We start from the raw sequence: 18,278 nt of genomic DNA, 5'->3' as shown, positions 1-18,278 counted from the left end.
AATGGATGTTTACACAGAATTGGGGATAGGCTCTATTGGCTCTCTTTTTTTACTCATTATCTTTCTCTCATACTTTCGCTCAGAGTTTCCTGTAGTGGGCTTAATAAATAACTAATTACTCGACGCTTACCCGTTTTAATTTCTGCTGTGACGCGCATCCCGGCACTTAAAGGGATCTTTTTACCTTCAATAATTAAATAATCTTGATTAATACTAATAATGCTTGAAAAAACTAATCCAAGATCTTTATCCTCAATAGCATCAAAACTCACTGATCGTACTGTTCCTGTAATATAGCCATATCTTGAATATGGAAAAGCCTCTATTTTTATGGTAACTGGTTGTCCAACTTCGATAAATCCAATATCACTATTGCTTATTGATGCCGTTACTTCCAATTTATCTTCCTCAGGTACAATAACCATTAAGTTTTGTGCATCTGTCACCACACCCCCAATAGTATGTACATTCAATTGTTGTACTGTTCCCGTAACAGGTGCATTAATTGATGTCGTACTTTGACGTTGAGCCAATTTTTGCTCTTCAAAAACCAGTTGTTCAACTTGTTCTCGCGCTTGTCTTAGCGCATCCTGCATATCTCGGCGAAAGGAAAATAATAAAAGATCATAAGCATCTCTAGCGTGCTTAATACTAGCTTCAATTTCAACTAGTTTATTTTGTTGTGATCTTAGTTCATTTCTAATTTCAATAACTTTCGTTTCTTGTTCAAAAAAACTATGTTTGGATAAAGCTGATTTTTCATACAGACTTTTTAAGTCATTTAAGCGTATTGCTTCAATTTTTTCTAATCCTTGATATTTTTCAACTTGATATAATGCCGTCTCTCGCTCAGCCTCACGTTGTTTCAATAATGATTCCGCCTGTTCGCGTTGCTTAATATACGTGTTAAATTGTTCCTCAATTAAATTTTGCGCATTTACCACATCAACGTCTGTCGTATTTAACCCATTAGGTAAAATTAATGTTGGCGATTTTTTCGTCGCCATAGCCTCTAACAACGCTTCATTTCTAGCTACGGCTAACCTCGCATCTTTTAATGCTTTTTTTGTTTTTTCAAAATCAGCCTCTACACCTAAGGTAGTGAGCGATAATAGTTTTTGTCCTTGAGTGACTTTTTGTCCATCTTTAACAAAAATACCTTTTACAATGGCTGTTTCAACAGACTGGATAACTTTGCTTTTACCGGTATAAGTTAACTTACCCATCGCAGATGCAACAATCTCTACTTTTCCTAATATTGCCCAAATAACAGCAATAATCGTTAACAGTATAATTAATCGAGCAATCCAACGAGGTAATGCTGAGACAGGCTTTTCAATAAGTTCTAAGTGAGCAGGTAAAAATTGATATTCATCCTCTGTACGTTCAACATTATCTAACTGGCGACGTATTTTCCAAACTGCTCTAAATTGCTGACAATAACGTACTAAAAAGTCCTTAAAAGCTTGGCATTTTACATTCATAGTATAACCCTACTGCCTCGTTTGAAGTTGATTTAAATAGTGATAAAAACTTTTATCTTGAGCCAGTAGTTCATCATGACTACCTCTTTCAATTAATTTACCCTTCTCCATAACAAAAATCGCATCCGCATCTCTGACAGTGGACAATCTGTGTGCAATAATGATGACTGTTCTACCATGGCAAATGGCTTTCATATTTTTCATCAAAATACGTTCTGACTCATAATCCAATGCACTAGTTGCTTCATCAAAAATTAGGATCCGTGGATTAGTAATAAGTGCTCTTGCTATCGCAATTCGTTGCCGCTGTCCGCCTGAAAGACCAGCACCTTGCTCACCAATAATCGTATCGTATCCTTGTGGTAGAGTGGAAATAAACTCATCAGCTCCAGCTAATTTAGCTGCCTTAATGACTTGTTCAATGGCAATACCTGGTTGTGCAATAGCAATATTGTCACGAATACTACGATTTAATAACACATTTTCCTGTAATACCACTCCAATTTGACGGCGTAACCAATCTGGTGAAACAAGAGAAATATCTTGTTTATCAATTAAGATTTGACCATGAGTAGGAAGATATAACCGCTGAATTAATCTTGCTATTGTGCTTTTTCCAGATCCAGATCTCCCCACAATCCCAATGACTTGTCCCGCTTTAATGGAGAAAGAAACATCAGATAAAATTTCATTACCCTCTGGACGGTATTTAAAATGTATTTGTTGAAATTCAATATCCCCTCGAATAGAAGGTAAAGCAATTTTACTTTTTGGATTTTCAGTTGGTGTATTTAAAATATCCCCTAGTCGCTCTACAGAAATACCCACTTGTTGAAAATCTTGCCACAATTGAGCTAACCGAATGACAGGCGTAGTTACTTGCCCGGCAAGCATATTAAACGCAATTAACTGGCCAATACTTAAATCACCACTAATAACTAAATGAGCACCTAACCATAAATTAATCACCATCACTAATTTTTGGATCAGTTGTACACCTTGTTGTCCAATTGTAGCAATTTTTGTTACTCTAAATCCTGCCGTGACATAACTCGCAAGCTGCTTATCCCAATGGTTAATCATCTGTGGTGATATAGCCATAGATTTAACAGTATTCATTGCGGTTACTGATTCAACTAAAAAAGACTGATTATCTGCATTTCGTGCAAACTTTTCATCCAATCGTTTACGTAAAATGGGCGTAATCAGAATTGACCATAAAATATAACAAGGCAATGAAATCAGCACGACTAACGTAAGCCAATGACTATAGAACCACATAACAGTTAAAAACACGATTGAAAAACAAAGATCAAGCACTGACGTTAATGCCTGCCCAGTCAAAAATTGTCGTATTTGTTCTAACTCTTTTACTCGAGCGACCGTATCTCCCACTCGTCTGGATTCAAAGTATGCAAGCGGCAAAGCTAGTAAATGTCGAAATAATTTTGCTCCTAGTTCAACATCGATTCTGCTTGTTGTATGTGCAAAAATATAGGTTCTCATTCCACCTAAGAGAATTTCGAAGATAACCACAATACATAAAGCTATCGAAATAACATTAAGGGTACTAAAACCTTGATGTACTAAAACTTTGTCCATCACAACCTGAAAAAATAAAGGTGTAATGAGTGCAATAATCTGTATCACCAAAGAGACAACAATAACCTCGCTGAAAATCTTGCGATATTTAATAATAGCCGGAATAAACCAAGTAAAATCAAATTTGGCTAATGCTCCTAACACAGAGGCGCGTGAAGTTAGTGCAATAATTTTCCCTGTATAACGTTCACTAAATTTTTCCGCTGTCAGCACACAAGGCTCGCCTTTTGTTAAATCATGAATAAGATATTTATCTTGCTGTTTATCTATTTTCGCTAAAATAAAATGTTGTCTTTCATTTTCGTCCCAAACGAGAACGGGTAAATGCATATATCCTAATCTATCAACTGATTTATTTAATGCTTTAACTTGTAATCCTAATGATCGTGCAGCTAACTGCCAACGAGTTAAATCTAATCCTGTATTATCGGGATCAAATTGATGAGTAATATCGTCCGCATTGACGGCAATTCCATGATAACGAGCCAAGATAACTAAAGCAGATAAGGCATTATCCATTAAACTTCCTCTTTATATTCTTATTTCAAAAAAAGAGGTAACATAATGATTATGTTACCTCTTTTGCTCATAGAGATTTTAACGCCAGTTTGCCGCTAATACTGGAGTCAATTGTTCTTGGTAATTCTGAGGTAAATTGATTTGCCCAGCACTTGGAACAGCAAAATTGGACATTGCATTTACTAAATTATCCACTTGTGCGTAACTTAATTGTTTATTACCTGCCACAATATTTTCTATTTTGTGCTCTAACTGCGGATTATAAAAGTCGTTTACAATGACATTATCTTGTGTACCAATAACACCAATAATTAGGTCATTTTCAGAACGACTAAACCATAATTGATCAGGATTAACTTCAGTAAAACGTAAAGTATCATTACCTTGTTCTTCCATAATCACATCAATGCCGTCACCACGAGCAAATACATAGGTATCATTTCCTTGACCACCAAATAAAATATCATTTCCTTGTCGCCCTTGGAGTGTATCATTACCGGCATATCCCATCAGGCGATTATGCCCTTGGTTACCCAGCAGTTTGTTATTAACACTATTTCCATTTCCAGCAATGTGTTGATCTCCTATTAACTCAAGATTTTCGATATTGTCCGATAGCGTGAAAGACACACTGCTACGAACAAGATCTACACCTTGATTAAATTTCTCAATAACGGTATCTAAGGTAGAATCAACTAAGTAAATATCATTACCTTCACCACCAATTAAAATATCATCACCTAAACCACCATCTAAAACATTGTTACCACTATTACCAACAATACGATTATTTAAGCAATTTCCCGTACCATTAATTGCACCGCTGCCAAGCAATTGCAACTCTTCAACATTGTCTGCAAGACGATATGAAATTGTAGACTTGACAATATCATAGCCGGATTCATTCGCTTCGATAACTTTATCACCATTATTATCGATTATATAAACATCATCACCTTCCAAGCCGATCATCGTATCAGCTCCCGTTTTGCCATCAAAATAATTACCAAGCGCATTACCTTGTAAAGTATCATTACCTCTACCTCCATTAAAGATTTCTTGTAGTCGTGGTAATGGGGCAACTGTTGCCGGCTCAATAAAGTGACTTTGTTTTAATTGACTAATACGGACATTATACAAACTAATGTATTGTGTATTTTCACTTGGTTTACCTAGCCAAACCCTTGTGATATATCCACCATCAATTACAAATTCTTGCATTTCAATTTTGAGTAATCCTATATCATATTGTGATAAATCAATTTTTTCATTTGGATCATTCACATCAAAATCAATAATTAAATTTTTCAGCAATCCTTTTCCAACACCAGGTGAATCATCTTTTACGACAACAAAACGATCTGAACCGCTACCACCAATCACTAATGCTTTATTAATCTCAACACCCGTTAAAGTTTGATTTGTTGCATAATACTTATTTTGATGACCACTAGCAGCATCATCACCTTCTAAATAAATAACATCATTACCATCGCCACCAGAAAGGCAATCCAATCCAGCACCGCCGTGTAATGTATCATTACCGGTTCCCCCTTCTAAGATATCGTCGCCATCACCGCCCTCAAGAATATCATGACCACCGCCACCTAAGATGTGATCATTGCCCTCATTACCATATAAGAGATCATTTCCACCTGTTTGACCATTACTTTGATGTTCACCAACTAATAGATCATTACCCATACCGCCATATAAAGTATCTGCACCTTCACCGCCAAAAATTCGATTATCGCCAGCTGTACCCCAATAAGCTACGCCAACATCCGGTAATGCAGTTTCTGACGTATCATTTGCAAAACCATATCCATTATATTTTTCCATATATAATGTATTATATTTTTCTGCGAGAATAACGACATTATTTAGGCTTAAACTACTTGCCTGTAAATTCGTAAAGCGTACATATTGATTATTACCTAAAGACAATATGGTATCTTGCCCTTCTTGTCGTAAATCAAGACGTTTAAGATTAGGGAACTCCGCTAAAATTAAGCGATCAACTCCCACTTTAAAGTCGGTAATCGTGTCTGTTGTATTCGCATTTTTATTTACAACAAAGGTATCAAAGCCATCTCCACCGGTTAAAGTATCATTACCTTGGGCACCATATAATGTATCATTTCCTGCAGCACCTTCTAATTGATCGTCGCCTCGACCACCAATGAGTAGATTATCTAATGCATTTCCAACTAAATGATCATTACCATCACCACTAATTACCCCTTCGATCTGACTTTCATTCATAAAGAGGAAACTACCATTTAAATTTCCGAAGCCCATATTCAAATCAACGAACATATTGCCACTCATTGCAGCAACATTAACGATATCGAAACCACCATCAGTATCTTGTAATGAACTACGTGTTTCACTTAGGTATCTATATTCGTCGGTATAAACATATGTATCATTAGCATTATTAGCAAAGCCCTCAAAGCTTAAACTCCAATCATGTAATGTTCCTGTTTCACCTGTTGTTGTGTCGAATACTTGGAGCTTCCATTCACCCACAACGCTTTCACCTCTTAATAAAGCAGTATTAAAGGTATATTGGAGTGTTTGGCTACCATTAAATGTTTTATCACCTTCTGGATTATCTTTTGATTTACCCGCTTCATTTAACAGTAAAGATTCTGTACCTGACGGAGAAATTAATTTCAATGCGACATCACTGGCACGTGAGTGAGTTAAATTGACTGTTACACTCACATTTTCAACACGGAGTGTTGAACTATTTACCGTAACAGAGAACTGACGACCACCATTATCATCAATTTGTTGATCTAATTTACCGGAACGATAAATATGTTCTAAACGTGTTTGATTATCATACGTCGATTGCATATGCCAATTTTCCGCTAACCGTACTGCGGCTTTGGCATCAACTATCCCATAACCGAAGTCATGACTAATATGGCGACCACCATTATTCCATGTACTATCACCATTCCATTGCCAATCACCGGCCAAGACATTTTCACTTGTTGCAGTCAACGATAAAATTTCTTGTACATCTCGATAACCTAAGTTTGGATTTGCTTCCAACATCAAAGCAATAATACCCGTCACAATTGGCGCAGAATAACTTGTACCATTCACCGAAGCTGACTCTGAGCCTAATGTGCCACCATTTGCATTAATTAAACGACGAGATGTGGTTACAACATGAGAACCATGTGCGGAAACTAATACACTAGCACCCGCATTGGAATAAGGTGCAATCACTGTCTTATGATTATCATCTAACTGTGCTGCACCAACTACAACAGTATATGGAGAGGAAGTTAAGTAAGAGTAGTTAGCGTTGCCACCCTGCATCCGTTCATTACCTGCTGAATTAACAATGACAGTACCTAGACCGTTCCGCCCTTGTATTAGTGCCGCACGATAATTATCCGTTAACCATTTATCTGCAATAGTCTGATCTTTTTCGTTTTGGAGCTGCTTAACAAAATTCTCTTTACTCCCCCAACTATGATTAACCACATCATAGTCTTTCATTTTTGCTAAACTTCTCGTATCTACACCCACCCAATAGCTAGCTAATGTCGCATTATAAGCAACCCCAACACCGTCTTCGCCATTGCGTGCCCCTACCATTACACTTGCCACCTCCGTAGCATGTTTACTAAAGAGTTTATCTTCCTCACGTGTAGCAAATTCATATCCATAGCGCCAATTTTTATCAATATTTGCACGTAATTCTGGGTTACGATAATCAGCCACCTCTTCAGCGACCGAGAATGGACCACTTGGCTCAAACTGACCAATTTTTATACCTTGACCTGTGTAATGCTCCCAGGCTCCAATTACTTTAGATTCTTGTAAATAGTATTGCTCATAGAAGAGAGGATCGGTCGGTAGATCTGGCGTCTTAAAATAAACTTGCGCAAAACGTTCTTTACCTCCCACAATAATACCGGATAGCTTTTTGTTATCCATCAAGTGATATTTAAAGCCGGCAACACCTTGATAAGTTGGATCCGGTGTAAATTGAATATCTAAGTTTTCTGTCACACTCAATGTACCACCACGAACATCAAACGCTTCAGCAACAATTAAAGTATCACCCTGAAGATCAATATCATTTGCTAATAATTGTGCTTGAGTAATGATAAAACTGCGTTTTCCATCTAAACTTTGACCATTTTTATCAACTGCAATAATATCCATAACTGGTACAGCATTATCAATTCCACCTAAATTATGCTCAGCAGATGGAAGTATATAATCTTTAATATCTGTAAAGGCGGCTTTTTCAACATTAATTAAGAAATCTGAACCATCACGCCCTTGAACCTTATCTTTAATTAAGATACCACCTTCTAATTTAGTGATCTCATATTCTTCAAACTTACCTGAAAATTCTGCGGTATCATCTCCACTTCCACCATCTATGAAGTCATCACCACTATCACCAACTAAAGCATCATCTCCTGCACCACCATACAACTTATCATCATCCGAACCACCATAAATCAAGTCGTTACCTCTATCTCCGAACAGCACATCGTTGCCGCGATGACCACGCAACACATCATCACCGGCATTACCGGAAATAAAATCATCACCGTTTTCGCCTGCCAAGGCATCATTGGCAATACTACCCAACAACATATCATTGCCATCGCCGCCTCGTACAAACACCGAACTGTTGCCACTGGAATAGAAGAAGTCATCGCCACGTCCACCATTCGCCACTTCAATTTCCGCTGCACCTAAATCAAGACTCACACCTTTATTGCCGACTACTTGCACAATATCGTTACCATCGCCGCCGTGAATATTTTCTGCCTTGTCGTCGCCATCAATGATCAACACATCATCACCTGCACCGGCAAAAAAAGTATCGCTACCGCCGCCACCGACCAACCAGTTATTTTGTGCATCACCCACTAAGTTATCGTTACCACCACCGGCTTCAATATGTTGTACGCCTAACTTTTCCGCTTCTAATGTACGACTTTCATTGCTAGTTGCGGTAAAACTTTTTGCTGCGGCAATGCGTTCATCTTCCTCTGAGTAGGTTACTTTGCCGCCTTGACCGTCACTGATGTTATGCCCTCGTGGATTTGCTAAAAAATTGACTGATGCTGCCACTAAACGTTTACCATTGAGAGTAAAATTACCCTGTGCCAACAATTCATTACCTTGAAAAAATTCGCCACCTTTATGTTGATATGATAAGGAAATTTGGCTGATGCCCAATGCACTCAAGGTTTGTAATTCACCACTATCTGTGATGCCATTCTGGTTTTTATCTTGCCAAACACGCACTTTACTGAAGTCGTTATCTTTGCTATCAAAAATACCATCTTTATTACTATCTAATGTACGCAACGCTTCAAAACCATTCATATATCGTTTTTCGCCGCTTTCGCCTTGGCTACCTGCTTTTCCGCCATAATATTCAGAAAACATTTCTGCGATATTATCAATTTTACCGTTATTGTTTAAATCACGTACCAACACACCATCCGTTGCACTAAACCAACCGGTCTGTTCCAATGAGCCGCCGTCATTATCAATATCAAACAAAATGCTGTTTTCACTGTAACGACTCAAACGAACACCATCTCCATTTAAATCCAATACTAACGGGTCAATTGATAAACGGCGACTTGCCCAGCCACTGTTGCGGTTAATTTCTGTGGAACGATACGGCAAATTGGAAAGTGAATTCGCATTAGGATTATTTCGGTATACGGAAAGGGGGTCGGAAGATTCATTATAATTAGAGATGCGGTAACCATCTAAGGCGGGGTAATATTTTGAAACATTGAAGGTGTTGTCTGTTTTACCATTTCGCTTGGCATCTGCATTTAATGCTTCACGATCAGTAATAAAATCCAACGTTCGGCTGCCAAAGGCTCTATCTAAGTTATTTTGATCTAAATAACCAGTATCATATGTGCCTCTCTTTGTAAGTTCGAAAGCGTTGTTGACGACACTAGAAGTCGATGAATTTTGCACCCTATACATAGCCTTAATTAAAGAATTCGCACCATGATCTTCTAGTGCTGTTGATATTCTCCCCATTAATGGTAAAAACAAAGGATTCGAATAATTAATATCTGTTTCTAAAATAACTATTTTGCCCAATTGATCTAAAAATAATGGATTTGTTACTAATCGTGGACCTTGTCCAATATAATTAATAACATGTTCTGTACTTAAATCTAATTTATTTCCAGTGAGTGTCGCTACTTTTTCTAAAAACGCAATATTATTATTTAATTTTAGCCCTGCCCCATTAATTCCTGTTGAAGAAAGAGAACTATTTGTTGTGTAGTGAACCGCATCACTAAGTGGCTTGCCTAAACTATGCCCAACTATTCTAAATTCTCCATTAATCAGCCCACCACCATTGAGTTTTTTATCAACAGACACTTTTTCTGCCAGTTGATTTGCAGATACAAAACCTGTAGAACCATCATCACTTGATGGTATCCACTCATCAGGATAATCAAATTTTAAATGATTATATTGTTTATTCTTCGCTGTAGTCGCAAAACTAATATAATTTTTTGCATCAATAAATTGCTCGTGAGGTAAGCCATATTTCATTAATGCTATATCTGCCGGAATATCTTTTTCATATTCTTGAGTGCCTCTAAATACCACGATTGTTTCGTTTGTTTTCTTATCTCTCACAATCATCCCTGAAAAACCGCTAGCTGTTTCAAGTTGTTGATGAATAATCTCATAATTATTAAAGAAGTAATTAATATCTGCTTCACTTAAAGAACTTCCTTTTTCGGGCATTAAATCTGTTTTTATTAATTTTTCATCTCTTTTTTTCCCATTTTCTAAAAAGAAATTAACATATGAAACCGAAGATAACAAAGCATCATTACTCATATTAACTCTCCTTTAAAAATTGTACTTGTCTATAATTAGACGTAATTTTATTTCATTGCTACTTTCTTTTCTTTTTCCACGAAAGGAAGAGTAGCAATTATAATCATTATATATTCCTAAACCTCGAATCAAATAAAACCTAGCTGATACATCTATAGAACGCCCAATAACCTGTTCTAAAACAGAATCATATACAATATAATATTCAGTATATAAATCATAAAAATCCTCATATAACCTATAGGACACCAATTTTGTTTTTGTATTTACAGTAGATATTAAATATTCTTTGTTATCAAATTCTATTTTTTCTATATATCTACTCTTGACACTTTCATCTAAATCAGAATAACTTACAATTATATTGTCTTCAACAGCTTTATTATATTCTTCAACACTTTCTGGTGGCTTCAAATGTTTAATCCCTCTTAACTTTTGCCATTCTTCAAGAGTAATATAAATTTTTACTCCCTCATCCCCTAGCATTTTACAACGAATTGGGGTTGTAACTTCTGCAATAATCCATTGATGAAAAACAATAAGAAAAAGGATAAGAATGATAAAAAAACATCTTGAGCAACAATGATCCCAGTTATCTTCTTCTCTTGTTTCAATTTTCTTTTCTTCTGCACTCATATGAAAAATAAATAATTAAATAATCTTTTTTGATTTAAACATAGTATCAGCACAAAAATCAACCTCCAGCCAATACTTTTTATGTGACTTCCGTCATAATTTATAAAAATTTATTTAACATGTTTAATTTAGAAAGTTGTTAATCATATCTATATGATTAATATATATTTTTATATTTTATTGGTATTAAAAGAGGGATTTTTTAAGAGAAAAGTATAATTTTTACTGCAACGCTTCAAAACCATTAATATATCGTTTTTCGCCGCTTTCACCTTGGCTACCTGCTTTTCCGCCATAATATTCAGAAAACATTTCCGCGATGTTATCAATTTTGCCGTTGTTGTTTAAATCACGTACCAACACACCATCCGTTGCACTAAACCAACCGGTCTGTTCCAATGAGCCGCCGTCATTGTCAATATCAAACAAAATGCTGTTTTCGCTATAACGACTCAAACGAACACCATCCCCGTTTAAATCCAATACTAACGGGTCAATTGATAAACGGCGACTTGCCCAGCCACTGTTACGGTTAATTTCTGTGGAACGATACGGCAAGTTGGAAAGCGAATTCGCATTAGGATTATTTCGGTATACGGAAAGGGGATCGGAAGATTCATTATAATTGGAGACGCGGTAACCATCTAAGGCGGGGTAATATTTTGAAACATTGAAGGTGTTGTCTGTTTTACCATTTCGCTTGGCATCCGCATTTAATGCTTCACGATCAGTAATAAAATCCAACGTTCGGCTGCCAAAGGCTCTATCTAAGTTATTTTGATCTAAATAACCAGTATCATATGCGCCTCGCTTTGTAAGTTCGAAGGCGTTCAACACTGGAAAAGAAGTTTTTGGTTGATACGTTGATGACATCAATGAATATGCAAAATCAGAAGAAAAACGCATTGTAGTAAAATCTCTTATCGCATTAACCATACCTGGAAATGAAAATGAAGGGCGAGCATCTACTTTTGCACTTGCTAACTCCCATCTTTTCGGTTGAGTCCAAACACCAAATAACATAGCATTACCTCGTCCCAATTCAACTTCCATAGAATTTTTTAATTGAGTCACTGATAATGTTGTCTCTGACATGTCATTCTCAAATTCTATTCCAAAACGTTTTCCCTGTTTATTAGGATCAATTATACTAAAAATATATTTATTTGCTAAGTCAGCAAATTGAGATGATGTATCATTATCAAAATTATCAGGTTTTAATATAGGTTGATAATGATTAATTCTCGAGGGTTTTCCATTAATAAATTCATACCTGATTTTTTTAGTATCGAATGAAAGAGAACTTGAACCTAAAACAAACGGTATTGCTGAAGGAATATCATTAAAATCATAAAAATTAAATCCTCTTTCTGGCTCAATCAACTCTTTCCTATCAATATATTTTTCTCCATATACTAACTTAATAAAATCTTGATGATTTAATTCAACTTTACCATTTTTTGATTCAAATTGTTCTAAATCCCTTGCTGTAATTAATTCTCCATTAGATTTTATTCCTTGAGCAAATAATCTAAACATTCTGATACTAGCAGGATCAATAATTCCTTTTGTTAATTGATACACCTCTTGAGTTGAAACTTTCATTATTACATCTTCTTGATGAGTACGTTCATTTAATTTATTTTTATCCACTTTTGTAGTACCAAATGTATAAAGATGGCTAGCTTGTAATAAAGCTTTTTGGTTATCTAATAAAGAGACTTTTTCTACCCAATAAGTTCTCTTACTTCTTTCATCATGCTCATATGCCATATTATATTCCCCCTAATATTTATTAAAAAATAAATTCTTAATATCCACAATTAGTTATTGGAATTAAATCATTAAACTTAGATAAACTTGATGGATGCCTAAGCGTTGTATAGAAACCCTGAGTATCAAAATGAGCTCCTGACAAACGGATATAAAAATTACCTATTCCTTTTTTTCTTTCTTCCTCATACGATAAACGATAACCTTCTAACTCACCATATGTGACACTATTTCTTCTATCTTGTAATTCTAAAAACGAGAAAAAATTATTATTTACATCTCTGTTTATCAAAAAAACTGTTCCACCATAAAAATATTGCACATAAAAAAAACCACTATTTTTTGTTATATTTTCTTTTACATTTAACTTTCTCATCCCCATTTCTTCTATTAATATTTTTCTAGGATTATTAACAATATCAACATATTTACCTTGATAATCTTCACTAGTAATGCCATCACTTACAAATAGAATTTTGAAATCATCAATAAATCTATCAATATTTTTATTATTTTCCTCCAAATAATACATTCCACATTTTTCTTTTTCACATATCTTATAATGCTTTTCAGAATGCTCTTTAATATCATTTCTTAAATAGTCAATAAAATTACGTTTTACTAATTCATAAAACATCTCCTTCCCTAGAGTTAAATATAAGTTAGTTCCTGTCTTTTCACAGATACCTATTAGATTAATAGTTCCTTTTTCCTCCTCTATTTTCCTATGAAATTCAATAAAAAAAATTTTAAAAAAAATTATTAAAAATATAAAAATAAAAACAAAAAAGAATATCAAGACTCTATTTCTAAACATTTAAGAAACAATATCCCCCTTCATATAATCTGCATTTCCAAAAAATATTATATATAACTTAAAATATAAACATTAAAAGAACAGAAATCAACCACCAACCAACACTTTTTATGTGACTTTCGTCACAATTTATAAAAATTTATTTAACATTTTTAACTTGTAAGATTATAAATTATATCTATATGATTTATATAAATATTTTTATATAAAACCATATTACTATATAGCAATATTTTTATATTTTATTGGTATTAAAAGAGGGATTTTTAAGAGAGAAGTATAATTTTTACTGCAAAGCTTCAAAACCATTCATATATCGTTTTTCGCCGCTTTCGCCTTGGCTACCTGCCTTTCCGCCATAATATTCAGAAAACATTTCTGCGATATTATCAATTTTACCGTTGTTGTTTAAATCACGTACTAACACGCCATCCGTTGCACTAAACCAACCCGTCTGTTCCAATGAGCCGCCGTCATTGTCAATATCAAATAGTATTGGAGTATCTGTATAACGCGTTAATTTAATACCATCGCCATTTAAATCAATAACCAATGGATCAATCGGTAAACGCTTACTCGCCCAACCACTGGCACTATTCACCCGAATTGCTACATTTTGAAGTGCCGTTCCACCACCACCGGTCTTATTTAGATAAGCTGACAACGGATCGGCGGATTCGTTATAGTTAGAAACACGGAAACCATCTAATGCTGCATAATAACGTGCAGTATTTAAGGTATTCGCTACACTACCATCTCGTTTTGCATCTGCATTTAATGCTTCACGATCCGTAACAAAAGATAAAGCATTTGATGAGAAGGCAATATCTTTACCGCTATCAATAATACTTTTACGGTTAAGATCTGTGTTTTTCATTAATTCAAAAGCATTATTTACAGTAACTGAACCCACTTTAGAGGTATATAAATTTCTATACTCAAAATAATCCAATATAGTCCTTATACCATGAGCACTACTTCCTGTTTTTAGAACAACCATTTGACCATTTTGAGGATAAACTAAGCTTCCAGCTATTATTCTTGGACCTTCTCCTACATAGTTTGTTGCTTTAGCAACACCTCTATCTAAATCAAACTGTTGTCCAGAAAGTAACGCTATTTTTTTAAGTATTTTTGAATTTTCAGATAACCTTGCACCGGCTCCATTAAACCCACTAACTGTACCTATGTTTGTAAAAATTGTTGATAATGATATGCCAATAGAATGAGCCAAACTATGTCCCGAAAGATCGACATTCCCTGAAATTAGACCTAAGCCATTTTCATCTCGTGCAACAGTTATTAAATATTTATCTGATGAGAGCATGACTCCTTGATATCCCATCATTCTATATTTTACCTGCAAATGATGATATTTTTGTCCTATTGGAGTCATCAATTTGGACAGATAATTAGTCGCATCCACTAGTTGATCTACAGCAAGGCCGCTATTTACTAAATTTATATCTTGAACAAAATCAATTGGCTCTTGGGTTCCACGAATCGCTAAAGTTAATTGACCAGTGCGTTTATCCTTAATCAAAGCTGCTGAGAAACCTCTTGGAGTTTCTAATTGTTGATGGATAACTTCAAAATTGGTAGTAAAGTATTTAATATCATCTGATTCAAACTTACTCTTTTCTTGAAAGTCAGAAAGGAGATTTTTATCCATAAAATCTATTTTCTGCCCACTTTTATCAAAGAAATCAGTATATGCCGCTGCACTTAATAAAGCTTTATCTCGTTGTATTTCATGCTCATTCATTGGCGATCCCTATATTATCTAAAAATTATATTGATAAGCTTTCATTGATAATTTCTGTGAATTATCTTTACTGCATTCTACCCAGCTAGAACCTGGTCCCATTAAAGTCCAATATTGTCCTCTGATGTCTTCTGCTGTCATAATTGGTCTTTTTAATTCCAAATCATACATAAGAAAATGATGTGTAATGAAGATATTCAAATAATTCTGTGTACTAAAATAAGTCGCTATCTTTGTTTGTAGGTTTATACTGTTAAGTTCATATACTCTATGATTTATTTTCAGCGTCTGAGTGATTCGTTTTTTCTCAAGAGGGGTTAAGTTATAGACTAATGTAAATAACTGCATAGATTCATCTACATCTTTAATTGGCTTTAACTTCTCAATCCCTCGTTGTTTTTGCCATTCCTCTACTGGCATAAGCACCTTCACTGTATCGCCTGCCATTGAACAACGGATTGGTGTCGTGATTTCAGCAATAATCCTATCATAATTAATAAGCAGTAATACTATTATAAGTACAACACAACAAATATGATTAGCGACACAACAATGTTTTTCAGACTTAGAGCGAGAAGCAAAGACGTTATAAATATCTTTATATTTTTTACTTACTTTCTTTATTAACCAACGGCACATTTCTTACCTCACACAAGGCATATCTGCTTAATTTTTAAGTATACTTAATAAAAAGTACAAAAATGAATATGAAAAATAAATATATATTATAACAATTATCAAAAATTAGAATAAATAATCTAAATTTAGATAGGTTGGAGAAATTTTCCTCTATCTTATAGCTCCCACCAATCCTACACCAAATTTTGTTTCATTCCTTTTATTATGAAAAACACTATTAACAAAACATCAAACTAATGTAAATTACCACACATATCAATAAAATATTTTTTACTTCCTAATTTTGAATCTTTAAATTTAAAATAGTCATCTTTATCACGTCCCTGCCCTTCACCACTATGATAAATGTAATAATATATTAATTTATTTCCTTCAACTTTCAGATCTTTAATAAAAAAGAAAGCGCCTTCATATATAAGCATCACAGATTTATTTTCCAAATTAACTTCTTCCCCAGTAAATAACTTGGCATTTAAGTATTTTTGTAAAAAATCAGGGTACATCACTCTCGCATAATATGAATCTCTATCTTGCTCCTTTGGAAACAATATATAATAGTCATGATATAAGTCGTAATACCTACTATATAAATTATCTAAATTATTAATATGTACTTTATCAAAAATCCAACCACCACACGAAATAACAACATTATCACAATATTTAGATTTAAAATAAATTCTATTGACATTCTCATATAGCAATTTAAAAAAATTTTTTTAGCAATGCTAATTTTTTTCTTCAGAAAAATAGCAGAATAAATCCTTATCTACGTCTTCACCTACTGTAAAAATAAATATTAAACACAAGAAAATCCTACTATAAAAATATAGAAAAAACTATCTTCCTAATAAAAAACAAATAATTTTAAAAAAATAATATAATAAAATTAACAAAATCGTCGATATAAAAAATATCGTATAAAGACTACTAAATTCCTCTGCTGGCATACTATTATTTAATATCGGAACTATATTACTTACTACAATTAAACCTCTAATAAAATTAGAACACAATCAAAGTACAAAAATCAAACACCAACCAACACTTTTTATGTAACTTTTGTCACAATTTATAAAAATTCATTTAACCTATTTAACTTAGAAAATCATTAAAAATATCTATATGATTTATATAAATATTTTTATATAAAACCATATTACTATATAGCAATATTTTTATATTTTATTGGTATTAAAAGAGGGATTTTTAAGAGAGAAGTTATAATTTTTACTGCAAAGCTTCAAAACCATTCATATATCGTTTTTCGCCGCTTTCGCCTTGACTACCTGCTTTTCCGCCATAATATTCAGAAAACATTTCCGCGATATTATCAATTTTGCCGTTGTTGTTTAAATCACGTACCAATACGCCATCCGTTGCACTAAACCAACCGGTCTGTTCCAATGAGCCGCCGTCATTGTCAATATCAAACAAAATGCTGTTTTCGCTGTAACGACTCAAACGAACACCATCCCCGTTTAAATCCAACACTAACGGGTCAATTGATAAACGGCGACTTGCCCAGCCACTGTTACGGTTAATTTCTGTGGAACGATACGGCAAATTGGAAAGCGAATTCGCATTAGGATTATTTCGGTATACGGAAAGGGGGATCGGAAGATTCATTATAATTGGAGACGCGGTAACCATCTAAGGCGGGGTAATATTTTGTGATTGATTTTGGTGATCGCCTAAACGATCACCATTAAATTTGTGAAATGGATGTTTATACAGAATTTGGGATTTCCGCCTAACAAACATCGACAATTAAAGTTTTGCTGCCAACATCGCTTCCAATTTTTCAATATCTGCTGCAAATTTACGAATACCTTCCGCCAACTTCTCAACTGCCATCGCATCCATATTATGTTGCCAGTAAAACTCGCTTTCTGTCATCGCGGCTGGTCGAGGCAATACATCACCCTTATAATCCAATTTACGTGGCAATTCCGCTTCGCTTTCCTGCAACTCTTTCAATAACGCCGGCGAAATAGTTAAACGATCGCAACCTGCCAATTCAGTAATTTCTCCGATATTGCGGAAACTTGCTCCCATTACTACGGTTTTATAGCCATACTGTTTGTAATAGTTATAAATTTTTGTTACTGAAATTACACCAGGATCTTCACTCGGCACAAATGCTTTCTTATCACTGTTC

General features: G+C 34.5%; 11 protein-coding genes. All 11 read right to left on the bottom strand.

All coding sequences use genetic code 11. The annotated features are described in order from the left end of the window. Nucleotides 1-56: 56 nt before the first annotated feature. Nucleotides 57-1,484, bottom strand: coding sequence for an HlyD family type I secretion periplasmic adaptor subunit (locus tag JP36_RS09740; protein WP_039174231.1), 1,428 nt, complete (start codon nt 1,482-1,484; stop codon nt 57-59). 9 nt (nt 1,485-1,493) lie between these two features. Next, the gene (locus JP36_RS09735) at nt 1,494-3,605 is read right to left on the bottom strand and encodes a type I secretion system permease/ATPase (RefSeq protein WP_039174229.1); all 2,112 of its coding nucleotides are present in this window, start codon (nt 3,603-3,605) and stop codon (nt 1,494-1,496) included. A gap of 78 nt (nt 3,606-3,683) precedes the next feature. Beyond that, nucleotides 3,684-10,487, bottom strand: coding sequence for a S8 family serine peptidase (locus JP36_RS11880; protein ID WP_267881934.1), 6,804 nt, complete (start codon nt 10,485-10,487; stop codon nt 3,684-3,686). A 12-nt stretch (nt 10,488-10,499) separates the two neighbouring features. Then, entirely contained in the window at nt 10,500-11,123 is a 624-nt protein-coding gene (locus JP36_RS09725) for a hypothetical protein (protein ID WP_021461214.1), read from the bottom strand. 222 nt (nt 11,124-11,345) lie between these two features. Next, a complete protein-coding gene (locus JP36_RS09720) occupies nt 11,346-12,896 on the bottom strand; it encodes a hypothetical protein (protein WP_039174227.1) in 1,551 nt (516 codons plus the stop codon). Nucleotides 12,897-12,933: 37 nt separating this feature from the next. Next, complete coding sequence (locus JP36_RS09715) at nt 12,934-13,533, bottom strand: hypothetical protein (RefSeq protein WP_013746706.1); 600 nt, start codon at nt 13,531-13,533, stop codon at nt 12,934-12,936. 466 nt (nt 13,534-13,999) lie between these two features. Continuing rightward, nucleotides 14,000-15,478 carry a hypothetical protein gene (locus tag JP36_RS09710; RefSeq protein ID WP_039174225.1) on the bottom strand — a complete coding sequence of 493 codons (1,479 nt, stop codon included), beginning with the start codon at nt 15,476-15,478 and terminating at the stop codon, nt 14,000-14,002. Nucleotides 15,479-15,496: 18 nt separating this feature from the next. Next, nucleotides 15,497-16,117, bottom strand: a complete 621-nt coding sequence (locus JP36_RS09705; protein ID WP_039174223.1) for a hypothetical protein — start codon at nt 16,115-16,117, stop codon at nt 15,497-15,499. A 233-nt stretch (nt 16,118-16,350) separates the two neighbouring features. Beyond that, nucleotides 16,351-16,620, bottom strand: coding sequence for a hypothetical protein (locus tag JP36_RS09700; protein ID WP_039174221.1), 270 nt, complete (start codon nt 16,618-16,620; stop codon nt 16,351-16,353). A 727-nt stretch (nt 16,621-17,347) separates the two neighbouring features. Then, nucleotides 17,348-17,746, bottom strand: coding sequence for a hypothetical protein (locus tag JP36_RS09695; protein ID WP_039174219.1), 399 nt, complete (start codon nt 17,744-17,746; stop codon nt 17,348-17,350). Between the two features lie 141 nt (nt 17,747-17,887). Continuing rightward, nucleotides 17,888-18,278: transaldolase family protein (locus tag JP36_RS09690; RefSeq protein WP_039174217.1), on the bottom strand; the 391-nt coding region annotated here is incomplete at its 5' end.

Source organism: Gallibacterium genomosp. 1, from assembly GCF_000771875.1.
Classification (GTDB): domain Bacteria; phylum Pseudomonadota; class Gammaproteobacteria; order Enterobacterales; family Pasteurellaceae; genus Gallibacterium.
The sequence above is the reverse complement of the archived record's forward strand: the minus strand, read 5'-3'. Positions and strand labels throughout refer to the sequence as shown.